This is a genomic window from Chitinophagales bacterium, from assembly GCA_020636495.1.
GTDB lineage: Bacteria > Bacteroidota > Bacteroidia > Chitinophagales > Chitinophagaceae > UBA5543.
In genome coordinates, this window is record JACJXQ010000008.1 from 279755 (window position 1) to 303717 (window position 23963).

General features: G+C 42.9%; 20 protein-coding genes. 8 read left to right on the forward strand and 12 right to left on the reverse strand.

Going from position 1 to position 23963, the window contains the following annotated elements; genetic code table 11:
- Positions 1-3: 3 nt before the first annotated feature.
- From nuoH to ndhC, 11 genes are all read right to left on the reverse strand, one after another.
- Positions 4-1074 carry an NADH-quinone oxidoreductase subunit NuoH gene (nuoH, locus tag H6550_01300; GenBank protein ID MCB9044750.1) on the reverse strand — a complete coding sequence of 357 codons (1071 nt, stop codon included), beginning with the start codon at positions 1072-1074 and terminating at the stop codon, positions 4-6.
- Between the two features lie 29 nt (positions 1075-1103).
- Complete coding sequence (locus tag H6550_01305; GenBank protein MCB9044751.1) at positions 1104-2180, reverse strand: (2Fe-2S)-binding protein; 1077 nt, start codon at positions 2178-2180, stop codon at positions 1104-1106.
- Positions 2181-2241: 61 nt separating this feature from the next.
- The gene (locus H6550_01310) at positions 2242-2595 is read right to left on the reverse strand and encodes a four helix bundle protein (GenBank protein ID MCB9044752.1); all 354 of its coding nucleotides are present in this window, start codon (positions 2593-2595) and stop codon (positions 2242-2244) included.
- Between the two features lie 29 nt (positions 2596-2624).
- Positions 2625-3971, reverse strand: a complete 1347-nt coding sequence (gene nuoF / locus H6550_01315) for an NADH-quinone oxidoreductase subunit NuoF (GenBank protein ID MCB9044753.1) — start codon at positions 3969-3971, stop codon at positions 2625-2627.
- Positions 3972-4044: 73 nt separating this feature from the next.
- Complete coding sequence (locus H6550_01320) at positions 4045-4503, reverse strand: nuclear transport factor 2 family protein (protein ID MCB9044754.1); 459 nt, start codon at positions 4501-4503, stop codon at positions 4045-4047.
- Between the two features lies 1 nt (position 4504).
- Positions 4505-4906, reverse strand: a complete 402-nt coding sequence (locus H6550_01325; GenBank protein ID MCB9044755.1) for an SRPBCC domain-containing protein — start codon at positions 4904-4906, stop codon at positions 4505-4507.
- Positions 4907-4909: 3 nt separating this feature from the next.
- A complete protein-coding gene (locus tag H6550_01330) occupies positions 4910-5404 on the reverse strand; it encodes an NAD(P)H-dependent oxidoreductase subunit E (GenBank protein ID MCB9044756.1) in 495 nt (164 codons plus the stop codon).
- Between the two features lie 71 nt (positions 5405-5475).
- Positions 5476-6717, reverse strand: coding sequence for an NADH-quinone oxidoreductase subunit D (locus H6550_01335; protein ID MCB9044757.1), 1242 nt, complete (start codon positions 6715-6717; stop codon positions 5476-5478).
- 30 nt (positions 6718-6747) lie between these two features.
- Positions 6748-7266, reverse strand: a complete 519-nt coding sequence (locus H6550_01340; GenBank protein MCB9044758.1) for an NADH-quinone oxidoreductase subunit C — start codon at positions 7264-7266, stop codon at positions 6748-6750.
- A 16-nt stretch (positions 7267-7282) separates the two neighbouring features.
- The gene (locus H6550_01345; protein MCB9044759.1) at positions 7283-7846 is read right to left on the reverse strand and encodes an NADH-quinone oxidoreductase subunit B; all 564 of its coding nucleotides are present in this window, start codon (positions 7844-7846) and stop codon (positions 7283-7285) included.
- Positions 7847-7902: 56 nt separating this feature from the next.
- Positions 7903-8295, reverse strand: a complete 393-nt coding sequence (ndhC, locus tag H6550_01350; protein MCB9044760.1) for an NADH-quinone oxidoreductase subunit A — start codon at positions 8293-8295, stop codon at positions 7903-7905.
- Between the two features lie 219 nt (positions 8296-8514).
- On the opposite strand from ndhC, the gene H6550_01355 reads away from it, so the two are divergent.
- From H6550_01355 to H6550_01365, 3 genes are read left to right on the forward strand one after another with little or no spacing between them, the layout of a single operon-like run.
- Positions 8515-11580 (forward strand): histidine kinase, encoded by a 3066-nt coding sequence (locus tag H6550_01355; protein MCB9044761.1) that lies wholly within the window; start codon positions 8515-8517, stop codon positions 11578-11580.
- On the forward strand, positions 11573-12298 hold the full coding sequence (locus tag H6550_01360) for a response regulator transcription factor (GenBank protein ID MCB9044762.1): 726 nt from the start codon (positions 11573-11575) through the stop codon (positions 12296-12298). Before H6550_01355 ends, H6550_01360 begins: the two co-directional genes overlap by 8 nt.
- Before the next feature lie 8 nt (positions 12299-12306).
- A complete protein-coding gene (locus H6550_01365) occupies positions 12307-13512 on the forward strand; it encodes a glycosyltransferase family 4 protein (GenBank protein ID MCB9044763.1) in 1206 nt (401 codons plus the stop codon).
- Between the two features lie 9 nt (positions 13513-13521).
- Here H6550_01365 and H6550_01370 read toward each other — a convergent pair whose 3' ends face one another.
- Positions 13522-14244 (reverse strand): class I SAM-dependent methyltransferase, encoded by a 723-nt coding sequence (locus tag H6550_01370; GenBank protein MCB9044764.1) that lies wholly within the window; start codon positions 14242-14244, stop codon positions 13522-13524.
- Positions 14245-14364: 120 nt separating this feature from the next.
- On the opposite strand from H6550_01370, the gene H6550_01375 reads away from it, so the two are divergent.
- From H6550_01375 to H6550_01395, 5 genes are all read left to right on the forward strand, one after another.
- Positions 14365-15852 carry a lipopolysaccharide biosynthesis protein gene (locus H6550_01375; GenBank protein ID MCB9044765.1) on the forward strand — a complete coding sequence of 496 codons (1488 nt, stop codon included), beginning with the start codon at positions 14365-14367 and terminating at the stop codon, positions 15850-15852.
- Between the two features lie 285 nt (positions 15853-16137).
- The gene (locus tag H6550_01380) at positions 16138-20691 is read left to right on the forward strand and encodes a gliding motility-associated C-terminal domain-containing protein (protein MCB9044766.1); all 4554 of its coding nucleotides are present in this window, start codon (positions 16138-16140) and stop codon (positions 20689-20691) included.
- A gap of 67 nt (positions 20692-20758) precedes the next feature.
- Complete coding sequence (locus tag H6550_01385; protein MCB9044767.1) at positions 20759-21385, forward strand: DUF5606 domain-containing protein; 627 nt, start codon at positions 20759-20761, stop codon at positions 21383-21385.
- A gap of 132 nt (positions 21386-21517) precedes the next feature.
- Positions 21518-22804 carry a pseudouridine synthase gene (locus H6550_01390; GenBank protein ID MCB9044768.1) on the forward strand — a complete coding sequence of 429 codons (1287 nt, stop codon included), beginning with the start codon at positions 21518-21520 and terminating at the stop codon, positions 22802-22804.
- A gap of 1 nt (position 22805) precedes the next feature.
- The gene (locus tag H6550_01395; protein MCB9044769.1) at positions 22806-23960 is read left to right on the forward strand and encodes an amidohydrolase family protein; all 1155 of its coding nucleotides are present in this window, start codon (positions 22806-22808) and stop codon (positions 23958-23960) included.
- Positions 23961-23963: the final 3 nt, after the last annotated feature.

The following is a 23963-nucleotide window of genomic DNA, read 5'->3' on the forward strand; positions in this document are numbered from 1 at the left end:
TACTTAATTAAGCGCATACAAAATCACGATCCCTGTTATCAGCATATTTACCAATGCCAATGGTATCAGGGACTTCCAACCCAGTTTCATCAGCTGGTCATACCTGAAACGCGGTAAGGTCCAACGGACGAACATGAAAAACAATATGATACAAATAACTTTTGTCAAAAGAACCAGTACGCTGATGAGCGTGAACAACAGCGGACCCACCGCATCAGAAACCGCATCCATGAACGGGAAGTTGTAGCCACCGAAATACAAGGTAGCTATTACCGCAGAGCTGATGAACAGGTTGATGTACTCAGCGAACAGGTAAAAGCCCAGCTTCATAGATGAATACTCCTGGTGGTAACCCATGTTCAGCTCACTCTCACACTCAGCCATGTCAAACGGTGCGCGGTTTAATTCAGCGAAAGCACAAACCAGGAATATCAAAAAGCCCAAAGGCTGCTTGAAGAAGTTCCATGTAAAATAACCGTCTGCCCAGAAACCATGTTGCTGTGCCACGATATCCCTCATGCTTAATGAACCGGTCATCATCAGCAGCGCAACCAGTGCGATACCGAAAGCCAGCTCGTAAGAAACGGCCTGCGCCGCAGCACGGATACTACTCAACAGCGAGAACTTGTTGTTAGAAGCCCATCCGCCCAGCATCACACCATATACACCCAGGCTCACTACTCCGAATATGAACAGGATACCGATATTGATATCTGCTACCTGCAATGAAATTACTTTTCCGCTTTCCGTTACAAAATCAGGCCCCCAGGGTATAACAGCACTGGTCATACAGGCGGTAAGCATCGCCAGGCCCGGACCAAGAATAAATAAGAACTTGGTAGAGCCTTCCGGTATGATCTCTTCTTTGAAGAACAGCTTACCACCATCGGCCAGCGGCTGCAACAAACCAAACGGACCTGCACGGTTAGGACCTACGCGGTCTTGCATAACGGCGGCTACCTTACGCTCACCCCATGTGGCATACATGGCAACACCCAGCGATCCCAACAGGATAACCGTTGCCAATATGAGTTTTTCTATAATAAACGCTATGTCAATATCTAACAGCAGCATAGTGGCGCAAAAGTAGTTAGTTGTTTAAATTATTTATTGTCTTTCTTTTCAAAATCATCGGAGTGTGCAGGGCCTTCTATCTTCGACAGATCAACTTCGGGCCTGTTCACATCACTCACATCATGTATATCCAGCAACAACTTAGGATTCTTTCCTATTACCTTATCTATCAATACATGTGGCTTTTCAGTACCTACATATTGTCCCTGTGAAATAACACTGTGGCGGTCAACCTTCGTAGGTCCTTCTATCACCCAGTCTTTCGCCTCTTTCTTATGGAAACGGCAATCGTTACATATCCATCCTTCTACCTCGCCCCATTTGTCTTTGCGGGCCGTTACACGGAACACTTCATCACCGCGCATCCACAGGCGGGCTTTACCACAACACTTAGGATTATCGCAATCGCGATGTGCATCTACAGGCTTGGTAAACCATACCCTGTTCTTGAAACGGAAGGTCTTATCGGTCAAAGCACCCACGGGGCACACGTCTATTACGTTACCAATAAACTCATTGTCCAGGTTCTTACCCAGCATTGTGCTGATAGCGGCATGATCGCCACGCTCCAGTACACCATGTTCGCGCTTCTCTGTCAGCTGGTCTGCTGTATATACACAACGGTAGCACAGAATGCAACGTGTCATGTGCAGCGATATATAATCTCCTATATCTTCTTTCTCAAACGTACGGCGGTCGAACTCATAGCGTGTACCTTCTGCACCATGCTCGTAGCTCAGATCCTGCAGGTGACACTCACCTGCCTGATCGCACACGGGGCAATCCAGCGGGTGATTGATGAGTAACATTTCAACCACACCCTTACGCGCTTCTACCACACGAGGAGAAGTAATGTTCTTTACCTCCATGCCATCCATCACACCTGTACGGCAACTGGCCACCAGCTTCGGCATAGGGCGCGGGTCTTTTTCAGAACCTTTGCTCACCTCTACCAGGCAGGTACGGCACTTACCACCACTACCTTCCAGCTTGCTGTAGTAGCACATAGCAGGCGGAGTAACATCACCACCTATCTGGCGTGCAGCCTCCAGGATAGTTGTGCCTGGATCTACCTCAATGGTGATGTTATCGATTGTTACTTTCATTTTTGGCGTTCCTTCAGCCATAATTCAAATTAAGTCAAAAGTTAAAAGTCAAAACCAAAAACTATTTATCCGGCTTCTTTAATTTCAGAATTGATGATGCCAAAATCTTTGTTATCTCATCACATTCTTTCAACAAGTTTGCAATTTCATCATCTTTCACCTCAAATCCATCTCTTAATATACAAAGCCAATATTTAGTTTCATTTCCTGACTTTAATGCTATTTCATAATATCTTTTAAATTCTGTTCTTGTTGAGCTGTTTGTCGCTTCAACAATATTTGCTCCTATCGACATAGCAGAACGCATTACCTGCTTTACTGCTATTAAACTAAAACTATCCCATTCCCTCTTCTTCAGATACCGTATCACACTTACTGAAAAATCATAACAACGGTATTTTATATCATTTGCCAAGTTTTAGGTTTTCACTTTTGAGTTTTGCCTTACTCCGCCACTACGGGTAGTGGGTCTGCATAATGCGCTAAACCATAGTTTCTTTTCTGCGACTCTTCGGGATTCAGTACGTGCCACTCAAACTCATCGCGGAAGTGGCGGATAGCCGCAGCTACCGGCCATGCCGCAGCATCACCCAGCGGACAGATAGTATTACCTTCTATCTTACCCTGTATATCCCAAAGCAGGTCTATATCACTCATCTTTCCTTTACCGTACTCGATGTTCTTCAAAATTTTGTACATCCAGCCTGTACCTTCACGGCAGGGGCTGCACTGTCCGCAGCTTTCGTGGTTGTAAAAACGTGCCAGCGTCATGGTATGACGAACGATACACTGGTCTTCATCAAACACGATGAAACCACCCGAACCCATCATGGTACCGGTTGCAAAACCACCGTCAGAAAGGCTCTCGTAGTTCATGTAACGTGTTTCACCTTTTGCAGTTTTCAGCAGCAGGTTGGTTGGCACGATAGGTACTGACGAACCTCCGGGGATACAAGCCTTCAGGCGTTTGCCTTTAGGTATACCTCCACAATACTCATCAGAGAAGATAAATTCTTCAACCGATTGGGTCATGTCTATTTCATATACACCAGGCTTGTTCACGTTACCACAAACTGATAACAGTTTAGTACCTGTAGAGCGGCCTACGCCAATCTTGGCATATTCATCGCCACCCATATTGATGATAGGCACTACGGCTGCCAGTGTCTCCACATTGTTTACCACGGTCGGCCTGCCCCAAACACCTTTTACGGCAGGGAACGGAGGCTTGATACGTGGGTTACCACGCTTACCTTCCAGGCTTTCTATCAGCGCAGTCTCTTCACCACATATATATGCACCGGCTCCACGCTGTACGTATATCTCACAATCGAAACCGCTGTTCTGGATGTTCTTACCCAGCCAGCCATTGTTTTTAGCTTCAGTAATGGCCTGCTCCAGTATATCCACGATCCATGCATACTCGCCACGTATATATATATAGGTAGCATGGCTGCCCAGTGCAAAGCTGCTCACTATCAAACCCTCTACCAGCAGGTGAGGGAGGAACTCCATCAGGTAACGGTCTTTGAAAGTACCCGGCTCTGACTCATCGGCATTACATACCAGGTGACGAGGCACACCTTCGGGCTTGGCCAGGAAGCTCCACTTCAGACCGGTAGGGAAACCGGCACCACCACGGCCACGCAGACCGCTTTTCTTCACTTCTTCCACTATCTCGTCTGGCGTCATTTTCAGCGCCTTTTCTACTGAGCGGTAGCCGCCATGTTTGCGATAGGTATCGTAGTAACGAATACCTTCAACATGCGCGTGTTCTAATAATAGTTTCATTTATAATTCAAAAGTTAAAAGTCAAAACCAAAAAGTGTTTTCTTTCTGATCTCCTCTTTTGATTTTATCTACTTTATTCTTTTTTGTTCACTGCACTCTGCCTGTTCAGCATTTGCCAGCGTCCGTCCTCGTACACCCATGTCTGCATCACGTTCAGGTCAAATAACAGGTGTTCGTGTTCTTTATAATCCACATCGAAAATACCATTGCCTCTTACCGTGGCGATATCTCCGTTCATGATCACTTTCAGTTCAGGCTGCTCCACACTGTGATAAGTAATGGTGCCATTATACAAATTCGCCTTCTGCTCTTCTTTTGTTTCTATCCAGCCGTTGCTGTGCCCATAGCTGAGTTTGTCATGTAACAAGGTGCTGAGCTTAGCAGTATCTTTTGCTATCATAGCTGCATTGAACTCATAGGCCATCTTCCTCACATCCTCAGGCTTATGCTCACCTGTACGATAATCCACCTTCACGGCATCGCCGCAGGAGGTAAGTATTACCAGTACCGATATAACAGTCAATAGCCTCATGTCAAAAATCGTTTTCCAGTATATAGTTTTCCATAGGTCCGAAGAAATGCTCTGTCCAGCCTCCTTCATGTTTTTTCATCTCCTCTTCATCGGGCAGGTTGATGTGTTTCACTTCCACCCTCGTTCCTCCATGCTCGTCAAACAACTTATAATGCACTTCAGATGGTGGCACATCCATATCCCACTCTGTAACCGACCATGTATAGGCCAATTCATCGTCTCCTGTCTTCAGCACATTACCACTCACCCAATTGTCAAAGTACTCCATCTTTCCGCCGACCTTGTTTTCCATCTTAGCCCCGTTACCGCTCCATGCTTTTATCAGTTCAGCATCTGTCAACAGTCGCATCACCTTTGCGGGTGGTACGGGCAAATGAAACTCCAATGTCAGGTCGTAAGCCATAGCTTAGTTTTTTGCTGATGCTCTCAACTCGTCTATCAACTGGTCTATCTTCTCGTTGGTCAAAAACTCGCGGTATGTTTTGCCCAGCTGCATCATAGGCGCATATCCACATGCTCCCAGACATTCTGCAGGTTTCAGGGTAAACAGACCATCTGCCGTTGTTTCTCCTTCTTTTATATTCAGCTTTTGCTTGATATACTCGATTATCTCATCGCTGCCGTTGAGCATACAAGGCCCTGTACGGCATACTTCCAGCACATATTTACCAACGGGTTTCAGGTTGAACATCGTATAGAATGTCGCTACCTCATATACCTCGATAGGCGTAATGCTCAGTAACTCTGCCACATAGTCCATAACAGGTATTTCCAGCCATCCGCCGAACTCCTCCTGTGCTATGTGCAAAACAGGTATCAGGGCACTCTTTTGCTTCCCTTCCGGGTAGCGCGCCATGATCTCTTTTACTTTATTCAGTTTTTCTTCACTAAACTTTATCATACCCCAACCCCTAAAGGGGCTTTTCTTTTTTTAAATTATATACACCTTTCCCCCAACAGGGGGTCAGGGGGTTAAGCATCCAACTCTCCCGCTATCACATTCAAACTACTCAATGCAATGATCGCATCACTCAGCAAACCACCGTGTATCATCTCAGGGAATGCCTGGTAATAAATGAAACATGGCCTGCGGAAGTGTAAGCGATACGCGCAACGTCCACCATCACTTATCAGGTAAAACCCTAACTCGCCGTTCGCACCTTCTACACTGTGATATACCTCGCCCGGCAATACCTCTATCTCGCCCATCACCATTTTAAAGTGGTATATCAGGGCTTCCATTTTAGTATATACATCCTGTTTGGGCGGCAGGTGATATTTATCTGCATCTTTAGCATAAAAAACATCCTTCTGCGAAGGGTCTTCCTGCTCTATTTTCTTTATTTTCTCTATTGCCTGTTTTACAATGCTCAGGCTTTCCCATATCTCTGCATTACGCACCAGGTAACGGTCGTACACATCGCCGGTAGTACCGGTCGGTACTTTAAAATCAAAATCTTCGTAAGATGAATACGGGTGAGCCACACGCACATCATAGTCTACACCCGTAGCCCTGAGGTTAGGACCGGTGAAACCATAGTTCAGCGCCCTTTCCGCATTTATCGGACCTGCACCAATACAGCGGTCCATAAATATCCTGTTACGGTCCAGCAGAGATTCGAACTCCTTCATCACGGCAGGAAAGCCCTGCACAAATTTGTCTATCTTCTGCCAGGCAACATCAGAGAAGTTGCGCTCAAAACCTCCTACACGGCCCATATTGGTCGTAAGACGAGATCCGCTTATCTCCTCATATATCTCATATATCAGTTCGCGCCACTGAAACACATAAGTGAAACCTGTAAGCGCCCCGGTATCTACCGCAACTACTGAGTTACATATCAGGTGGTCGGCAATACGTGCCAACTCCATCACCAGCACACGCATATAGTCTACGCGTTTAGGAAGCTTCAGCCCCAGCAGTTTTTCTATGGTCATGTGCCAGCCCATATTGTTGATGGGCGCGGAACAATAGTTGAGCCTGTCTGTTAGCGGAGTGACCTGGTAGTATGGCCTGCGTTCGGCAATCTTTTCAAATGCCCTGTGTATATAACCAACTGTCTGCTTGGCACTGTACACCCGCTCGCCGTCTATTTCGAGTATATTCTCGAATATACCATGCGTGGCCGGGTGTGTAGGACCCAGGTTCAGTGTAGTCGTCTGTTTCTCCAGCGACTCTTCTGCTAGTTGTATATTTTGATTATGCTCAGACATTATCGCCTCAAGTCAGTTTATTTTTAATAATTACACTATCGTACCACCACGGCCAAACATCTCATCATCCTTGTCTGTACGTGTGGGGTCTTCCAGAGTATATTCCTTCCTCATGGGGAAGTAATCCATTTCGTCTACATTCAAAATACGCCTCATATCGGGGTGACCAACAAAGTTGATCCCGAAAAAGTCGTAGGTCTCACGCTCCATCCAGTTGGCTGCCGAAAACAGTTTGGTTGATGTAAATACATCCGGTTTTTCAACCGGTACGTATACCTTCAGGCGCAGGCGCATACCATCTACCATGTTGTGCATATGGTACACTACGCATAGCTCTTCGCCTTTCCTTTCGGGATAATGCACCCCTGTCAGGTCGGTCATAAAACGAAAACGCAGCTCTTCATCATCATAAAGAAACTGCAATACTTTCAGGTTGTCGGCAGCAGGCATAGTGCAGGTAAGCAAACCATACTGCTCTTCCCACTCTGTGAGCGAGTCGCCGAACTTTTCCGTCAGCCTGTTTTTTACTATCTCGTTGGTCAATGCCATTGTTCAGTCAAATATCTTATTGTATGCCATAGCTTTCCAGCAATGCTTTATACTGATCGCTGTTTCTGCGGCGCAAACTTTCATTATGTACCAGCTCCTGTACATGCATCACGCCTTCCAGTATCGCCTCCGGGCGTGGAGGGCATCCTGAAACATATACATCTACGGGTATCACCTGGTCTATACCCTGCAATACAGAGTAAGTATCAAATATTCCACCACTAGAGGCACATGCTCCAATAGCTATCACCCAGCGGGGTTCTGCCATCTGCAGGTACACCTGGCGAAGTACCGGCGCCATTTTTTTGGCAATAGTACCCGCCACCAGCAGCACATCGCACTGGCGGGGCGTAAAGCCCATGCGCTCAGAGCCAAAACGCGCTAGGTCGTAGTTAGAACCCATAGTAGCCATGAACTCGATACCACAACAAGAGGTAGCGAATGGCAATGGCCACAGCGAGTTCTTACGCGCCAGGCCTATTATTTTGTCAAACGACGTGGCCATAAAGCCCTCTCCGGAATAGCCTTCAGGCATTTCCGCCAACTTCACATTAGTATTATATTGTACCGGACGACCCATATTAATTCTCCTGACCTCCAAAAACGGAGGGATTGTATTTAATTAATTTATAGTCTCTAATCTTCCCAATCCAAAGCACCTTTTTTCACGATATATATAAAGCCGCAAAGGAAGAAAGATACAAACATTACCACTGCCCAGAAACCGTCTGTTCCCAGATCGCGGAAATTGACCGCATAGGGATAGAAGAATATCACTTCCACATCGAACAGAACGAATAAAATCGCTACCAGGAAATATTTGATAGCCATGGGCTGGCGGGCATTACCCACCGATGGTATACCACTCTCAAAGCTTATGAGCTTATCAGCGGTTTTTCTTTTTGGCCCGAGGAGGTGAGTGGCCAGTAATGTAACTACTACGAAGCCTAATGCCACCACCAGTTGCACCACAACCGGTAGATAATTGATAGGCGTGTTCTGATCAGTTGCCAGTAATAAGATGTCCATAATTATATATCAGGCTCGTACGTTTTGTTACAACGCGAACAAAGTTAAGTGTATAGGCCGAAATAACAAGGCTGTAAGCCAAGGAAATAGGATATAAAACCTGCATGTATGCCATTGCGGAATGTAATTTGATAAAATCTTCATATGAAACTATCTATGGATATATGGATTATGCAGATATAGTTGCCTATTTTTATAGCTAAGCCGTAGACTACATTGTTGAAATTCATTAATCTTTTCCTGTTATCATTTTCAATTGTTCTATATGCATCGGGCCAGGATGCAGCAGTCTATAATATTAATAAAAACAATGGTTTGTCAACCAACCACGTATATACCACGTTAGTTGACAAGAATGGATATTTATGGATAGCTACAGAAGAAGGTGTATATAAATACAACGGTTATGTATTAAGAAAATTTGACTATACTGATGGCCTGTCAAACCTTGATATATGGGACCTTTACCAGGACAGAAAAGGCCGCATATGGCTATGCTCCATTTCCAACCATTTTGGCTACATCCATAACAACTTCTACAGAAATGTAAACATAGAGGCGCCCGAAAATATGCCGGTAATATACCCGTCGCAAATATTTGAGTACGGCGATTCGCTGGTATTCATGAACAAAGCATCTACTCAGACAAATTATTCCTCGCTTTCTATTATAGTAGACGATACCTTACACAGGAAACTGATCGCTGATCATATTAGTGAAATATACCGATCAAATATAAACAACCTGGGCAGTGGTTTTATTGAAATATTAGATGATAAAATATTCCAGGTCAGCTCTGCGGATTATATAAATACTCCCAACAGGCATAGTTATCAACCCAACACTCAAAAAATATGCACGATTAACATCCAGAAACAACTGCAATCAAGTTCATTTTGTGGCTCTTTTGCAAACAGGTTTATTTACTACCTGGACCGCAACCTGAATACAGTATGCATTTACGATTATGTACAAAATAATATTGACACTATTTTGTTAAAAGGGCGAAAAGGCAATTTAGAAGCTGCCGTCCATATGTATGTATCTGATACATTAGCTGTTATACTCTCAGCCTCTGCTGTATATTTACTTGACTCACAACTACTCATCACGCAAAGAATAGATCTGGACTCTTTATACGGGACAGAAAGACATTACAATATCAATAATACATACTTTTCCAGAAATCCGTTTTGGGGAAGCATGTTAAGTACTGCCAATAAGGGTTTATATATAAGTTACATGTCAAACAGGGAGTATTTGAAAAAATCGATAGACCTGGATGATTACAAATATGTAGGTAAAGCCAATGATTCAACAGGCTTTTGGTGGAATAAGCAAACACATACTCTCCAACTATTGTGCAGTGGTAAAACGACTAAAACGTTTATACTGGAAGATATCCCTGATGTTAATAAAATAATACCTTTTAATGATAGTAAATATATTCTTTTAAATAATCGCAAATCTGGGTGGTTGTTTAAAAATGGTAATGTAGTAAGCCTTATAGATGGGTTTGAGTATATAGCATTCAGAAATAAGATAACTCACCTTTCCAATGATTCTTTCCAAATTACCAAAGGTGTGCTAGATTACTCTGCAGACTGCGCCAGGATAGATTCTAATGCTATATATATGGTAGGCTTATCGTACAACGGGTTGAACCAGGTTACTTACGAGCAAAGCTCAAATACGATCCGTATCGATAGCATTTACTTTGACAAGTACACCCATATCAGCTACAATGCTCACAATAAGATAGCGATCCTGTATACATCAGACAGGGTAATGATAATTAACAGGGGCGTCAATAGAAACATCTTAATAAATAATGACCAGTTACATACTTTGGGTGTAAACGGTATTGAAAAAATCTTATCTGATGATTTCGGGAACATATTCATAAAGGACTATAACAAACTGATAGTAGCTAATATTTTCACAAAACAGATTCGTTTGCTTTTTAATGCTTACCAATTAGAGGGTGCACTAATTGACCTGGATGACAACGTATTATCTCTAGCAGGGAGTTTTGGTGTTATCAGATCTCACGTCACCGGGCCATGTAATGTATCAGACGTTAACTCATACCTTAATACTAAGCATATTTTCTATGACTTTGTGGATGATGCCCAATTTTCAAAGAACAACGTATTGCTTAAAACAAATAAGGGTGCCTATCTGATAAATACGAATAATGATAAGGAAATATCAAAATTTGAATCAGAATATAAGGTCACTCTGAACTATGATACCACACTTATTAGTATCTACGGTAATGATACTATTTCAATAGACCAATCTGTCAACAGTATATTTGTAGATATAATCAGACCTGCCGGAACCGGAGAACTGAAAATAGAATATTCAATAAATGGTTCCTCCCTGACCAATACAGGATACCAGGTAATACTCCCTAACCCTGAACCCGGCAACTACAACACTATTTACCTTAAAGCTTCTGATGACTCATGGAAAAGTGAACCTATGAAATTCTTTATCTATATAAAACCTCATTGGTGGCAAACACATGTGGCCAAAAAAATTATTTTTAGCGGTGTTGTACTCTTCATCATATGCCTTATCTACATAGCTGTACTTATTACACGAAAAATTGTCAACAAAAATAATGAGAGAAGGAATCAACGCAGGGAGCTGGAACTAAAGTCCATTTATTCACAGATCAACCCTCACTTCATATTCAATTCGCTGAGTACGGCCCAATATTTTGTAAAGAAGAACAAAAATAAAGAGGCTTATGAACACATCAACCAGTTCTCAGACCTGTTACGTTCCTATATAAAATCGTCCAGAAACACATATATAACTATTACTGAAGAAATTGAAAACCTGGAGAATTACTTGCAGCTTCAACAGACAAGGTTTGAAGAAAAATTTGATTACACCATAACTGTAGATAAAACTATCAAACCCGATATTGTTAAACTACCTTCGTTATTACTACAGCCCATTGTAGAAAATGCTCTGAACCACGGCATTTTTCATAAAGACCAAAAAGGCCTGTTAAACATATCTTTTACAATTGATAAAAAAATCCTTATTTGTGTAGTAGATGATAACGGGATCGGCAGGACACGTTCGAAAGAAATAAGAAGTGAGCGAATCAAAAAAGCAGACTCTTATGGGACCATTTTGATAAAAGATCTTATTGATACTTTCAACAAGTATGAAAAGATCAGGATAGGGATAGAATATGTGGACAAAACCGAACCTGATACCGGTACGACTGTGATCATAAAAATTGAAAACCTGAACAATGTATAATATCAGTTGCATTATAACTGACGATGAGCCCAAAATGGTTGAGTTGTTGTCTGTAACCCTCGAAGAATTGTTTCCTGAAATTGAGATAACAGGAACATACACTGACTGGAAATCGGCCATAAGTGGCATTAAGTCCAACAAACCTGACATCCTCTTTCTGGATATTTCTATGCCTGAAAAAACGGGTTTCGACCTGCTTGATCTTATCCCCAACCTATCTTCAGAAATTATTTTTGTTACAGCCCACACAGAATTTGCCCTGGATGCCTTTAACTTTGACGTGTGTGGGTATGTGCTAAAACCCATCAATGAAAAACAACTGGTGAAAGCTATTGAAAGAGCTAAAACAAGAATACTTACTAAGCGGAAAGCAATTGAAAACAATGAAAGCAAAAGTGAAAAAATAGGCATACCCGACGACAATGGGATACGTTATGTTGATATTGATGACATTATTTACTGTGAAACATTCAACAGATATACTAAAGTAGTTACCCTGAATATGGAGATTCTCAGTTCTTATAATATCGGCAGGTATCATGAAACTCTACCCCGGGAGCTGTTCTATCAATTACACAGGTCGTTCATTGTCAACCTGAACCATGTTAAAAGATATGACGCTACAGGTCTTGTTATCATGAATGATGGCACAGAAATACCAATATCCAAAAAACACAAAGAGGATTTCCTGCAAATGTTTAACAGGGTAGGACGATAAATAAGCAAATGCATAATCTCACTAAAATAAAAGTATTCCGCATACTGCTGATATTAAGTTATCTGCCGGCATGTGTATTGGTCTTGCCATTTGCATTGATGAGAAAAAGGAACCCTTCCGGTTATTTTTTCTTCTTCGACAGATATGTAATCGGGGGGGCGCAAAAAGTGCATATCGATATCCTCAACGCTATTCCGGGTATATACAAACAAGTGTATTTTACACGCCTGTCTACTAACGATAAACTTAAAAAGGAGTTCTATAGCATACCTGATAGTGATTGCAAAGACATACATACCTGGTGCGACAACCTGTTGTTCAGGTTGTTTACTGTCCACTACTATGCATTTTATCTCAACAGGCATACAAAAGCTATTGTGTTCAGCTCAAACAGTACTTTCTTTTATGATATGCTGTTCTTCATTAGTAAAAAGGTAAAAAAGACTGAACTGCTGCACAACTTTACCTATGGAAATAACGGTATGGAGTTCTTCGGACTGGCAAATTATCGTTACCTAGACCACCGTGCTGTGGTAGATGCCGCTACGCGAAATAATATCATTGAACAATACAAACAGTATAACATACCCGAAACGTATGCTGACAGAATAATACTGATAGAGCCCGGCGTATATGTACCGGATAAATCTGAAAAAGACCTCTCTTTACCATTAAAAGTGCTGTACGCCGGTAGAGGCGGACCACAAAAACGAATATATCTGCTGAACATGGTCGCAGAAAAAGTTATTAAAGATAAATTGCCGGTAGTGTTTCATTTTGCCGGTACTATGATGGACGAGTTGTCGGAATTTGTTAAACAGAATTCTGTGATACACGGCGAGCTCAGCACACAGTCAGAAATGTATGCTCTTTACCGTAGCTGTCACGTATTGCTTATGACCTCGGCATATGAAGGATTCCCGATGTTGATAAAAGAGGGTATGGCTAATGGTTGCATACCTGTAGTTACTGCACTGGAGGGAAATAAAATGCACTTATACAACAACCGGAATGCCCTGTTGATATTAAACCCTGAAGATGAGGAAAATGTGATAAAGCAAGGGTATGCACACCTGCAATGGTTGACTGATAACAACCGGGAACTACAGCGGTTATCCGACGATTGTTATTCATATGCAAAAGAACATTTTGATAAGGCAACCTTTACAGCTGCTTATCATACCTTTCTGCTCAATGAAGCAGCACTCCGTTGACGTGCATGTTTACTTTTTCTTAACTACAATGATATTGTTCAGGTAAAAATCAGACCGTTTAATACGTTTAGGCAGTATGGCTGACATAAGTAAACCCAGTAACAAAACAGGAGTAATGAGAACACTGAAGAATATGACATGCAGCCACATCGGTTTTCTGGGAATAAAGTAATTGATATATGAAACTACTCCTTGCACCAAACAATCCCAATATGAACCTGTTTTTTCATAATGAACAACCTCAAAGCCGTTTTTCTCCATCAGGTGTTTCAATCCGAAAGAAGAGTAGCGTGCATAATCATAGGGTTGTTCATGTTCAGGCCAGTAAAAAGGACATGACAACAAAAGATGTGCCCCCGGCTTCAACACCCTATACAGCTCAGGTAGTATCTCATCGGGATTAAAGACATGTTCCAAAACTTCAGACGAGAACGCGCCATCAAAATGATCGTTGCCGAATGGTATTGTTTTCCCATCATAAATGACATCTGCTGCCAGGCTTTCATTTTTCGAACTCACCTCAGTAGCATAATCTAACCCCGTGTATGAGTTAACCTCAAAAAGGCTTCTGTATGGTTTGCTGCCACATCCAAAGTCAAGTATATCGCCGCTGTTTACATATTTTATATTGCGCTTAATAGCCCTGTACAACTGTCCGCGAATTATAAAGAACGGGTTAAAGAAAATACTATACCATTTGGGTGCAAATTCTTCCCTTATGTTATCAGACATAATATTATAGTGTAATAATTATTATTGCAGAAATATTAACAAATTCCATTACCAAATGTGAAAATACATTATGATGGCGAAAGCAGCTACATTTATTCCTTCTGATTAACTTTGTTCTCCATGGGCATTGTTTTCCGCCAGTCGATAAAAACTACAATAGTAACCTTTACCGGTGCAGGGCTGGGAGCCTTAGTGCTGTACATCAACACACACCTGCTGTCAAAAACAGGATTAAGCCTTATTACCACCATTACCTATACAGCTGCAATAGTACAACTATTCGTTATTATGGGTACTGCCAACCTGATATCTGTATATACCCAACGGTACCTGTACGAAGATGAAAGGCGAAAGGCACTTTTTACCATCGGCTTGTTGACCAGCACAGTTGGCACGCTTATATTCAGCGCCTGCTTTTTTCTTTTCAAAGATTCGATCGTTAACTTGTACAAACCTGAGGATCAACCACTAATAAGCAAATATTACCCGCTGGTGCCGGTGTTGGTGTATATCTGGTCGCTGATGACCATTCTTGACCAGTACCTGATAGCACATGTAAAAATTGCTGTATCCGCCTTCTCCCGGGAGGTACTATTACGTGTGTGCAACCTTGTATTACTGGTACTTCTGTTCTTCAATGTTCTATCCTTCTCCCTGTATGTCCTGTTTAATGTCCTTATATACATTATCCCGGTAATAGTATTATTTGCAGTTTCAACCAGAACAAAAGGGTTCGGCTTCTCGCTGAACTTTAAAGTATTCAGCCTGGCAGAACTTAAGGATATGCTCCATTTCAGCTGGTACCACCTGCTGGTGGGTGCATCGCTCACCATTTTGCACTTCCTGGATGCGCTGATGCTGGGCCCGCTGGATGAAGGGGGCTTATCGTCAACAGCACCATATATTGCTGCAACATTCCTGGCTACTGTCATGTACATGCCTTACAGAGCCATGTCTACATCATCGTTACCCATACTCAACCAGGCCTATATCGAAAAAGACATGGCAAAAGTAAATGACCTTTTTACCCGTGCAGGTGCCAACATCATTATTGTTGCCGTTGGCATGTATATTCTTATTGGCCTGAACCTGGATAACGCATTGGCTGTTTTGCCGGAAGGATATGAGAACGTGAAACCATTGGTACTGATACTGATGCTGGGTAAACTTATAGATATGGCTACCGGGCTGAATAACGAGCTGATCAGCATTTCTAAATATTATAAATTCAATTTCAGGATAGCCGTATTTCTGTTGGTTATGGTATATGTACTGGACAGGATATACATACCCAGATACGGAGTTTTCGGGGCAGCATGGGTAGCAACGGCATCCGTCAGCGTTTTCAACCTGTCAAAAATGATCTTCCTTTATAGCAAGATGAAGTTGCACCCTTTTACACGGAAAACATGGTTGATCGTCCTTTCAGGTATCGTAGCGGCAGCAGCAGGATACTTCTGGCCTTATATATTAAACCCCGTAGTTGATACTACCCTTCGTAGCATCGTGGTCCTGTTTGTATATGGTTTAATGCTTATATGGCTGAAGCCTTCAAATGACCTGGTAGTATACCTGGAGAACATTAAAAAGGACAAAAAACTGTTCTGAGGCACATTCATCCCTGAATATTGCCGATACATCACATATTTTTTGAGGCGAAGTATATTTTCAATAATTTGCATGTGTGTACATAGCTTGCCCAAAACTGCCTGATAAAGCCTGTTTCGGATGAGCATAGTACCCTTCATATTAACCAAACGTGTAAGAATTGTCACAGCAATGAAACATGTTTGGCAGAAAGTATGAATATATAACCTATAGTAACCTGACTGTGACTATTTTTAATGTAAACGATAGAATATCTCCTGTATAAGCGGGATAATAACTTCCTGAATGAGCAAGCAATACAATATATCATACACACACCTGTACCGCCCTGTACTTTTGATTGCCATTTTCATTCTTAGTTTTCTGGATTGTGCCAGGGCTACCCATATATACGGGGCTGACCTGTACTATACACATGTCAGCGGCAATACTTATACTGTCACGCTTAACGTATACGGCGACTGTGCGGGAAGCGCATTCCCTAACCTGCAGAGTTCAAGCGCACAAGTTAATGTGTTCAATGGTTCAAGTTTATTCACTACACTCACACTGCTCATACAAAATCCCACTACAGGGGTAGAGGTTACGCCTGTATGTGCTTCACAGATCAATAATACTGCCTGTAACAATGGTTCTCTTCCCGGCGTAAAAAAATTCGTGTATTCCAGAACGGTGACGCTTAATACCACATCCAACAACTGGCGGTTTCGCTTTACCGGCAATATGGGTAGCGGATCGTCTGCCGGCCGAAGCTCGCTGATCACCAACATTTCGAGTAGCGGCAGCACTATTATGAACCTGGAAGCAACACTCAATAATGTGAATGGCCCCAACTCAACTGCCACTTACACAACAATACCTACTCCGTTTTTCTGTATTAACAAAGCCGCGAGTTACAATCCAGGTACTGTTGATGTAAATAGCGACAGCCTGTCATACAGCCTTGTACCCGGACTAACATCAGGAGGTACCGTAACCTATCTGACCGGGTATTCCGCTACATCTCCTGTAGCAGCAGCAACAAGTACATTTAACTTCAATGCACAGACAGGTCAGATCAACTTCACTCCCAATCTTACACAGCAGTCACTGGTAGTGACCCAGGTAGAAGAATACAGAAATGGTGTTCTTGTGGGTACCAGCATGCGCGAAATGACTTATGTAGTATTGAATAACTGTAATAACAATCCTCCGGGTGGTAAGATCACCAATAACTCAAGTGGTAAAGTGGATACCAGCGGTGTCATTATTGATGTTTGTAAATCTGCAGGTACTATTAACTTTTATATTGACCCTACTGACCTGGATACTGACGTGATCAATGTTAGCTATACCGGCTTGCCGGTGGGCGCCACCTTTACACTTACCAACAATAATACCACTGCTCCACACGGGGTGTTTTTATGGAACCTTACCAATGTGAACCCCGGCAACTACAATTTCTTTATCACATATGTTGATGATGGCTGCCCGTTATCTTCCAAACAAACTATTGCTTACACAGTAAAGGTATTGCCTATACCCGATGTAGCCGTTAACATAACATCTCTGGCAACATGTACTAAAAAAGCTGTGTTCACTATGACCCCTTCTGTATCACCATCTCCTTGGCGCCTACAGGTGCTGCAGGGAAGTACTGTACTACACAACTTTAATGGTGTAACAGGCGTTCAGACAGACAGTCTTACGCCCGGTTCATATACCGTACGTGTTTACAATGCCGATACTTGTTTTAAAGACACTGCACTGGTTATCGCTCCCCCTCCTCCAATAGGCATATCGTTAGCAGTGACACCGCTCAAGTGTCATAATGATACCAATGCTGTAGTTGTTATAACAGCTTCGGGCGGTAAACCTACTTATACCTATGCTATGAGTTCCTCCAGCTTTGGCAGCAATAATACCTTCAGCAATCTGGGTGGTGGTTACCAGACGTTCCGCATCAAAGATCAGAACGATTGTATTAAAGACTCTATCATTCAGATCGTAAACCCGCTACCTGTCAGCGCCGATGTTATTGTCAGTCAACCTCCTTGTAATTATTACAACAGCGGCGTCATAACCATTAGCGGCAAAAACGGCAAATCGCCCTATTTATACTCATTTGCTTCGGGATCATTCAGTGCTACCAATACTTTCAGCGGGCTATATTCAGGCACCTATGCAGTACAGGTAAAAGATAGTAACAACTGCCTGCTGGATACAACGGTTGTGCTGCCTGACTCGATAAAAGTGCATGCCAATGCTGTGATCACAAACATATTATGCAATGGCGACAGTACAGGTGTCATCACATTGAATGCTTTTGCAGCCACAGCTCCCTACCGTTATAAAATCTTGCCATCAGGCACATTAAGCCCTGTAAACACATTCAACAATTTACCAGCAATTACACATAATTTTCACATTGAGGACACCAATAAATGTTACCTGGATACCAGTATCACGCTCACACAACCAGTAAGGATAGGAAGCACACCAGCCATCACTGATGTGCTGTGCTTTGGCGATACAACCGGTAGTATTTCCATAAATGGTACTGGAGGTGTGTCCCCATATACCTATGCTATTGGCACAGGCACATACAGCTCTGCCAACAACTTTTCGCCTTTATCAGCGGGCACCTATACTATCCATATAAAAGACAATAACAACTGTCTTCGTGATACAACACTTACTATCACACAACCTACCAAGCTTGACTTTGCAAACTTCCAGATAACCCACCCCACCTGTTATGGTGCTGCCAGCGGGCAGGTTATTGTTACTGCTACAGGTGGTGTTTCAACTTACCAATATGCTGTAAGCACCGGCTCGTACTCTTCTGTTAATACATTTGGCGGATTAACTGCGGGCCTGCATACTTTTCATATAAAAGACAACAACAATTGCGTAGCAGACAGCAGTGTATTGCTTACACAACCCCCAAGGATCATACCTTCCGTTGCGGTAAGGAAATCTACCTGTAAACCATTGAACGACGGAAGCATTACTATCAATGCAACAGGCGGCGTTCCGGGATATACCTATGCAGCAGGGTCCGGTTCGTTCTCTGCATCAACTGTTTTCTCTCCGCTGGCTGCCGGCACTTACATCATGCATGTTAAAGACCAGAACAACTGCGTATTAGATACCACTATCGTTGTTGCTGATTCTTTTATCCTGAATGCAAGTGCCAGTATTACAGACGCTCATTGCTACGACAGCAGCAGCGGAATTATCAATGTTGGGGTGAATGGTGGTGTGGTACCTTACAGTTATGCTATAGGCACCGGTAGCTATGGTACCATCAGTGCTTTCGGTGGCCTGAAAGCCAATACATATACCATCCATATTAAAGACAATCTCGGTTGCCAGAAAGATACAACCCTTACTGTAGCACAACCTACACGCATAGTGCCAAGCCTTATACTTACACATCCTTCCTGCTACGATTACAGCGATGGATTAATATCTATTTCAGCAACAGGTGGTACTCCGGGTTATACAAACTCAGTTGACAACAGCCCTTTCTCTGTAATTACCAATTTCGGGGCACTGGCTGCCGGCACACATGTAGTAAGTGTAAAAGATATTAACAACTGTATCATAGATACCACTGTAAAACTGATCCAGCCACCACTGATCGGTTTCTCTTTAAGTATCTCTAACCTGAAATGTTATCACGATGCCAGCGGCACCGTATATATCAATGGCATAGGAGGTACGCAACCATACACATATACTTTCGATTCGAATCCTTATAACAGCAATCCCCTGCAAAATGGCATCAGCGCAGGACAGCATATGATAAAAATGAAAGACAATAATGGCTGTATCATCGACAGCCAGGTCGTTTTCTCAGAACCTGCACCTTTATTTATTACCAACCCCATCGTCACTAACCCGACATGCGAAGGTTATGCTGATGGTAGTGTGAAAGTGTATGGTAACGGAGGTGTTCAGCCTTATTCATTTATGGCCAACGGAGGTAACTATGCTGCATCAAATACATTCAATGGCCTTAAGGAAGGTAAGAACACATTTTTCATAAAGGACAACAATGGTTGTATCTACGATACAACGCTGACCCTTACCGGTTATCCTCATATCACATATAACTCCATAATCTCTGAACCCGTAAGTTGTTTTGACGGTGCCGATGGCAGGGTGAGCCTGTTTGTTTCAGGCGGCGTGCAGCCTTTACGCTATGCTATCAGTGGCGGAGTACCAGGGTTCCTGAGTAAATTTGAGGGTCTTAAAGCAGGTAAATACCAGTTCACAGTAACAGACAATGCAGGCTGCATCAAGGATAGCGCATATAGTGTAGAAAGCCCTGAGAAGATAGTGGTCACAACTAAAGTAACGCCCAACAATTGTGAAGGTGTTGATAATGTAGGACGTATTGACGCGTTTGTATCGGGTGGTACCCCTACATACAAGTATAGCTGGAACACACGTCCTGAGCAAATAAGTTATTATATACAAGGCATGCCGAATGGCACTTACACCGTTACTGTAACTGATGCCAACGACTGCGAAGAAAAGGCATCTGCAACCATGATATATGACAATTGTTGTATAGTATTCGTACCGGATGCATTTACCCCTAACAACGACGGGCTGAATGATCTCATTCGTATGAGGGTGAAAGGGGATTTTGAATTACATACTTTTTCCATTTATAACCGTTTCGGACAGAGAGTATTTGAAACCACTAATATGGAAAAAGGATGGGATGGTATATACAACGCCACCCAACAGGATATCGGCACATATAATTATTTTATCAAAGGTATTTGTGGCAACGGTGGTACGGAAGAAGTTATGTATAAAGGCACTATCACATTGATCAGGTAAAGTTTTTGCATATTTAGCCGCGTATTGTCTGAAAAACAACTATTTTTGTCCCCCTTTCAAACGACGTATGAATTATAAAGAATTAGTATCAGTTACAGGTATTGGTGGTTTGTTCCAATTATTGACAACCAAAAGCGACGGAGCTATCGTACGCAACATTTCTGACAAGTCAACGAAATTTATTTCTGCTCGTCTGCACAACGTTACTCCGCTGGAGAGTATAGAAGTGTACACAACGGGAGATAACGTTCGCCTCCACGAGGTATTCCAGAAAATGAAAGACGCCGAAGCTACCAATGCTCCGGTCGATGCTAAAGCAGGCAATAATGACATTAAAGCATACTTCTCAGGCATCTTCCCTGATTTTGACCAGGACAGGGTATATGTAAGCGACATGAAGAAAATGCTGAAATGGTATCAGATGCTCAAAGAGAACGACCTGCTGAACTTTGACAATATGAACCAGGAAGCTGAAGAGGAAGAGGAAAAAGCAGAAGCTGCAACTGAAACTCCTGCTGAAGAAGAAAAACCTGCTAAAAAAGCAACTAAAAAGAAAGCAGCTCCTAAAGCTGATGACGAAACAGAAGAAGAAAAGCCTGCTAAAAAAGCTACCAAAAAGAAAGCGGCACCCAAAGCTGACGGCGAAGCAAAGCCTGCAGCTAAAAAAGCGGCTAAAAAGAAAACCGAAGAATAATAAAACAGTTCAATATATTTTACCGGACGGGCTGCAGCACTGCAGCCCGTTTGTTTTGCATATAATACACTATAGTAGGTTACAGCTATTCTACATAAACGTTGTACCTTTACCGACTGATAATTTTCCAAAATGAGCACAGACAGGCCTTCAGGCAAACGAAAGAACGACGCTGAAAAGCATAATGAGAGAGGAGGAAAGCCTGCATCCGGCGAGCGCAAACGTTTTGTCAGGAACAAGAGTGCTGATGAGCGCAAACCATATAATAACGAAGAACATCCCAAACGTACATACGGCAAAAGGGAAGAGGGCAGACCGGCCAACGATAGAGCTAAGCGCCCGTATGGCACACGTGATACGGGTGATAATCGTGGCAATAATGACAGGAAACGCCCATATGGAGCAAGGCCATCAGCAGAGCGCCCTGCTCATAACGACAGGCCGAAACGCAGTAACGGAGCCAGGCCTGATATGAGTACCAATGATCATTATCTTCCTAAAAAACACGTTAAAGGCGACCGTCCTGACAAATTCTTTGCAAAACCTGAACGGCCAAAAGCAGAACGCCCTGAAAGAGATGGAGAAACAAGAGAACGCTCACGCTACTCTGATGACCGCAAACCCAAACGCAACTTTGATAAACCTGTAAGGCGTGCAGATGTAGCAAAAGCGGATAGCGAAAGGGCGAATGCCGGCATGAAGAAAGAAGAAGTGATGCCGCTGAACAAGTTCGTAGCGCACTGCGGTATCTGCAGCCGCCGCGAGGCTGTAGAACTGGTAAAGCAGGGACTGATAAAAGTGAATGGCGAAGTGAAAACAGAACCCGGTTATAAAGTACAGCCAACAGATAAAATAGAATATAACGGCAAGCCTATTACATCAAAGAAGAACCTGGTGTATATACTACTGAACAAACCCAAGAACTACATTACCACCACAGACGACCCGCAGGAAAGAAGGACAGTAATGGACCTGGTGGCAGATGCTGGAGACGAAAGGGTATACCCCATAGGCAGATTGGACAGGAACACGACGGGGTTATTACTCCTGACCAACGATGGAGAACTGGCACAAAAACTATCTCATCCTAAATACAATATCAAAAAGGTATACCAGGTAACACTGGACAAGAACCTGGGCAAACCTGATTTTGAAAAGATACTGGCCGGACTGACACTGGAAGACGGAGAAGTGAAAGTAGACGCACTTGCTTATCTTGAAAAGAAAAATGAGATAGGTATAGAGATACACAGTGGCCGCAACCGCATCGTGCGCCGTATTTTTGAATCGCTGGGATACGCTGTGGAAAAACTGGACCGCGTTATGTATGCAGGCCTGACCAAAAAGAACATCCCGCGTGCCAAATGGCGTTTCCTCAACGAAAAAGAGATAATCAACCTGAAACACTTCAAACAATAATATGCTGGTTACCGCTACACGCATTCACGACGGCAAAAACTGGTTGCCACTAGGTACGGTTATTGAACTGAGTGATGACGGAGTAGTAACAGGCATTTATTTTGAAACGCATAGGGAGGAAGCAAAACATTATGAGGGCATAATTTGCCCCGGTTTTGTCAATGCTCATTGCCACCTGGAGTTGTCACATATGAAAGGGGCCATTCCCGAACATACAGGCCTTATCCCATTTCTGAAACTGGTCGCCACCACAAGAAATAATTTTACAGAAGAACAGAAAGTTACCGCCCGGCATGAAGCTTTTCATGCCATGCGCAATAATGGTGTTGTTGCTGTAGGCGATATTGCCAATACCAGCGATACGCTCGACCTGCGTATACAGGATAAGATACACTTCCATAGCTTTGTCGAGGCTCTTGGTTTTTCTCAAACACCTCAGAGGCAATTTGATTATTCTGTTGCGGTATACCATGCATTTGCGGCACAGCAAAAAGAAAGCAGGATCATCCGCCAATCTATTATACCACATGCACCTTACAGTGTTTCAGAACAACTTTTCCGGCTCATAGATACCTTTGATGAGAACGCTTTACTGTCTATTCACAACCAGGAAAGTAGGGGAGAAGATGAATATTACCTCACAAAAAAGGGGCCGGTAAACGACCTGTTGCAGACACTGGGTATTGACGACAGTTTCTTTCTGCCTTCGGGCAAAACATCGCTGCAAACCTACCTGCAATGGCTGTCCGCATCTCACCCTTTTATCTTCGTGCATAATACCTACACACATCGTGCGGACATAGAAGTAGCGCAAACGCTGCTTAAGAACGTATACTGGTGCCTGTGCCCGAATGCCAATTTGTATATTGAAAATACATTGCCTGATATACCCATGCTGATGCGGGAATGTGATACTATCTGCGTAGGTACCGACAGCCTTTCTTCCAACCATCAGCTATCTGTACTGGCCGAGTTACAAACCATAAAAAAACACTACCCGGAAACTAACTGGGAAGATCTGCTGCGCTGGGGAACATATAATGGAGCCAAAGCCCTGCAAATGGATGATACCGTCGGCAGTATAGAAAAAGGTAAAAAGCCGGGAATACTTCATATCAGCGATATGGATAGCAGCACTACTGTTTCAGTATTATAAATT